Source organism: Acidovorax delafieldii 2AN (assembly GCF_000175235.1).
GTDB classification, from domain to species: domain Bacteria; phylum Pseudomonadota; class Gammaproteobacteria; order Burkholderiales; family Burkholderiaceae_C; genus Acidovorax; species Acidovorax delafieldii_B.
This window is the reverse complement of record NZ_ACQT01000328.1, coordinates 1-3,362: the sequence shown is the minus strand read 5'-3', so window position 1 is coordinate 3,362 and position 3,362 is coordinate 1. Positions and strand designations below refer to the sequence as shown.

At 68.9% G+C, this 3,362-nt stretch carries 3 protein-coding genes; 1 reads left to right on the top strand and 2 read right to left on the bottom strand.

Going from position 1 to position 3,362, the window contains the following annotated elements:
- Positions 1-392: 392 nt before the first annotated feature.
- On the top strand, positions 393-1,265 hold the full coding sequence (locus tag ACDELDRAFT_RS20490) for a gamma-glutamyl-gamma-aminobutyrate hydrolase family protein (protein WP_005799995.1): 873 nt from the start codon (positions 393-395) through the stop codon (positions 1,263-1,265).
- Positions 1,266-1,301: 36 nt separating this feature from the next.
- Here ACDELDRAFT_RS20490 and ACDELDRAFT_RS20485 read toward each other — a convergent pair whose 3' ends face one another.
- Both ACDELDRAFT_RS20485 and ACDELDRAFT_RS20480 read right to left on the bottom strand, forming a co-directional pair.
- Complete coding sequence (locus ACDELDRAFT_RS20485; protein WP_005799994.1) at positions 1,302-1,772, bottom strand: FKBP-type peptidyl-prolyl cis-trans isomerase; 471 nt, start codon at positions 1,770-1,772, stop codon at positions 1,302-1,304.
- Positions 1,773-1,888: 116 nt separating this feature from the next.
- Entirely contained in the window at positions 1,889-2,959 is a 1,071-nt protein-coding gene (locus tag ACDELDRAFT_RS20480) for a pirin family protein (protein WP_005799992.1), read from the bottom strand.
- Positions 2,960-3,362: the final 403 nt, after the last annotated feature.

Genomic DNA, 3,362 nt, shown 5'->3' with positions numbered 1-3,362 from the left:
GCCCGGCGGCAACGCCGCCGCAGCGCCCAGGGGCCAGGTGATGGCGGCCAAGGCGGACCACAGGTGGATTCGATGATTGAACGGCATGCGCGTCTTTCCAGGGAATGCCGGGGACGGCGCCGGAGCGTCCCGCGGGCCGCGTGCACCCTCCCTTGCACCCGGCGCTGGAAATTATGGCCAGCCTGCGCTGCGCGGGCACAACGCGCCGTGCGGCGCCGCGCCGATTTCATGAAGAAAGCCACATTTGGCCGGATTGCACACTGCCCGGCGGCGGGTGCACGGCGCTTTCCTACAGACGCCGCGGGGGTGCGGTGCTACAAAGACAAGGCGCACCAGCCCCGTTCCACACCGCTTCGCTGCAAGCCAATCCCGCACCCCACCGGAATTCCCCCATGCCCGCCGTCCCTCGCCTCAAGATTGGCCTGTCGGCCTGCTTTCAACACGCCGACCCCACCCGCCCGCTGTTCACGGGCAAGACCCTGCAATACGTCGAGCAGTCCATCGCCCACTGGCTCATGTCGGCCGGTGCGATGGTGGTCATGGTGCCCTGCCCCACGGGGCCGACGGCACGTGGCGACGTCACACTCGACCACTATGCCGAATGGCTCGACGGCATCGTCATGCATGGCGGCGCGGACGTCTGGCCCGGCAGCTATGGCGAGGAACCCTTGCGCGAGGAGTGGCTGGGAGACCGCGTGCGCGACCTGTACGACCTGGCCGTCGTGAAGGCGTTTGCCCAGGTGGGCAAACCCATTTTTGGGGTCTGCCGGGGCCTGCAGCTCATCAACGTGGCCTTTGGCGGAGCGCTCTACCAGGACTTGCAGACCCAGCACCCCGGTGCGCTGCAGCACCGCAATGCCACGACCTACGACCAGCACTTCCACGACATCCACATCGTGCCCGGCACGCATCTGGCGCAGCTGTACCCCGGAAAGCCGCGCGCGCGCGTCAACAGCATCCACCACCAGGGCATCAAGCGGGTGGCGCCGGATTTTGTGGTCGAGGCCCTGAGCGAGCCCGACGGCGTGCCCGAAGCCATCCGCCTGCAAGCGGCCCCGGGGCGCGGCTACATCGCTGCCACGCAGTGGCACCCCGAGTTTCACCGGATCGGCTCGGACACCCTGGACGACACCGCAATCCTCAACGACTTCCTGGCCGCCTGCAGCGCCGCCAAGGCGCACCCCTCCGTGCCGGGGGCAGGCCCGCTGGGTATCCGCGACCGCGCCACGCGCCTGCTGCGCAAGGCACTGCTGCGGCGCCGTTGACGCTTTCCTTCGCGGGCCTCCGAGGGCCCGTAGGCCTCAATGCTGGTGGCCGTGCGCCCCGTGCACGTGGCGGTGCGCAATCTCTTCCGCCGTGGCAGCCCGCACGGCCGTGACCTTGCAGCTGAATTTCAGGGCCTGGCCCGCGAGCGGGTGGTTGCCATCGAGGTGCACTTCGGGGCCCTTGATCTTCATGACGTTGAACACCTGGGGCTGGCCGTCGGCCCCCACGCCCTGCAGCTGGCCGCCCACCTTCACACCCGGTGGGAATTCGGCCTTGGGAATAGTGCGCACCAGGCTTTCGTCTCGGGCGCCAAAGGCGTCTTCCACCGCAAGGTCGAGCGTGGTGCTGAAGCCCACGGCCTGCCCATCGAGGGCGGCTTCGACCTTGGGGAAGATGTTTTCATAGCCACCATGCAGGTAGGCCAGGCTGCCCGCGTCCAGCGGCTTGCCTTGCGGCGTGGTGACCTTGTAGGTGATGGTGACGGCGGAGTCTTTGGCGATGGTCATGGTGTGCGCTTTCGAGGGGGCGGCGCGGGGGCGGCACGCAGCTCATGCAAGCCGCCCCCACGCGAAGGAAGACCCCGGATTGTCCACGAGGCGCGCTGTCCGCCTCAGCTACAGGGTCAGGCCGCGCCGCCCGGCCGGTCTTCCTCGGTCTGCCCCGGATAGCGTGCAAAGCGCCGCGCCTCGGTGCCATGCACCGGGTCCTGGTCGGGCCAGGGCCAGCCACCGAACTGGGTGCGGCGGTAGTCGTTCATGGCCTGCATGATCTCGGCCTGCGTGTTCATCACGAAGGGGCCGTACTGCGCCACGGGCTCGGCAATCGGCTGGCCTTGCAGCAGCAGGCACTCGACGGGCGTGGTGCCGGTGTTGGTCAGTTGCCAGTCCTGGCCCGCCACCAGCTCCAGCGCCGCGTGCTGGCGCACCTCCTGCGGGCCCACGCGCAGGCCGTCGCCCACGAAGAAGTAGAGCATGCGGCGCGTGCCCTGGCCCTGCGCGGCCGGCAGCGTCCACTGCGCGCCCGGCTCCAGGTGCAACGTCCAGATGGCCACATCGCCCTCGGGCTGCGAGGCCCAGGATTCGGGCGGCGGCGCCAGGGGATTGGCGGCGCCCGGCAGGGCTCCGGCCACCACGGTCACGGTGGTGGCGCGGCCCGCTTGATCGCGGTGCACCAGGCGTGGAATGCGCTCATTCCAGAACATGGTGAAGTGCGGCGCCACCATCTTGTTGCGGGCGGGCAGGTTCAGCCAGATCTGGAACAGCTCCAGCGGGTTGGGTTCACTGGCGTTGAGCAGCGGGAACATCTCCGAATGCACGATGCCCTTGCCCGCCGTGACCCATTGCACATCGCCGCCGCCAAAGCGCGCGGCCGCGCCCAGCGAGTCGGAATGGTCGATGAGCCCCTTGCGCACCAGCGTCACGGTTTCAAAGCCGCGGTGCGGGTGGCCCGGAAAGCCCGGCACGGTGTCGCCGTGGTACATGCTCCAGCCGTCCTTGCGGCTGAAGTCGCTGCCGATCTGGCGCCCTTCCAGCGAGACGGCGGGCGCGAACGCGCCGTTGCCGGCCGGGTAGGCATCGTCGTGGTGGGCGCAGAACAGGAACGGGTCCATCGTGGGCCACAACGCGCCCAGCGGCTGAATTTGCACGATGGGCTGGGTGGCGGCAGTCGAAGACGCGGCAGGGGTGGACGACATCAGGGGCTCCTTGGTTTTGCGCCACCAGCGATCGGGCAGCACGCCTGCCAAAGATAAGGCCCGCAGCGCCGTTCAGAAGAGCGCGGGATGGAACAATGCGGTGCCGCGCACAGGACAGTGCCGCATGGCCGCGTGCCCATCCCGCCCATCCGCGCCAGTGCCGGGCAGGCCCGGATTCATGCCCAAAGTGCCCGTTGCGCTCACCCATTCTGCGCAATCAGCTATAAATTTAATAGCGATTTCAAGAGCCACCTCCGGCACCGCGTGACCCTACGGATGCGCCCCTTGCACGCCCGCTGCGGCCGGTGGCGCTGGCCGCAGCACCAGCCCCCCGAGCACGGCGGCCACCAGCGCGCACAAGGCCGCACCCCGAAGCGAGCTGGTAAGCCCCGCGTTTGAAGGG